This window comes from Lentimicrobium sp. S6 (genome assembly GCF_013166635.1).
In the GTDB taxonomy this organism is placed as follows: domain Bacteria; phylum Bacteroidota; class Bacteroidia; order Bacteroidales; family UBA12170; genus UBA12170.
Genome location: NZ_JABKBZ010000238.1, coordinates 1 through 780, shown reverse-complemented (window position 1 = coordinate 780; position 780 = coordinate 1). Strand labels below are relative to the sequence as shown.

General features: G+C 43.5%; 1 protein-coding gene. It reads right to left on the bottom strand.

The annotated features are described in order from the left end of the window. Window positions 1-780: PKD domain-containing protein (locus HNS40_RS22550; protein WP_172284962.1), on the bottom strand; the 780-nt coding region annotated here is incomplete at both ends.

The following is a 780-nucleotide window of genomic DNA, read 5'->3' as shown; positions in this document are numbered from 1 at the left end:
CTCCACCAAACTATCGCTACAACCATCGGTGGTGGTAATGATCAAAGTGACTTCATAGGTGATATCTCCAGTTTCAGCATAGATGTGATAAGGATGCTGCTCAGTGCTAAAATTACCATCCCCAAAATTCCAATTCCAAGAAGCAATATCGCCACTTATGGCCTGAGAAAGGTCTTGGAAGAAGGTGGTGTCACCAGCACAGCTTCCAAAGTTCCAAGTATAATTTACGATAGGAAGTGGATAAACCACCACCTCTTGTTCCATGCTGTTCTGACAACCGAGTTCATCGCTGGCTTCTAATAAAACAGTATAAGTTCCATAGTTCTCATAAAGATGAACTGGATTTATTTCAGTACTGCTATTTCCATCGCCAAAATACCACATATAGCTGGTCGCATCGGCGCTAGTAGTATTGGTAAAATAGGTACTGTCACCATGACAAGTAGCAGGTGCTTCAAAAGCTACTGTAGGACCCGGATTAATAGTAATGGTCTTCTCCAAGAAGTCAGTGCAACCTAGATTATCCACTAGCGTTAATCGAACTACAAAGTCACCAGCCGTAGCATAAGTATGGGCAGGATTAGCAGCATTGCTAAATTCCCCATCGCCAAAGTCCCAAGACCAAGAAGCGATTCCAACAGGAGAGCTGGACAAGTCGTTAAACTGAGTCGCGCTACCCAAACAAGCATTATTAAAGCTAAAGTCAATCACAGGAAGAGGATTCACATAGAAAGGAGCCGTGGCCACCTGTGTACATCCAAAGTTATTCTCCACACTGTG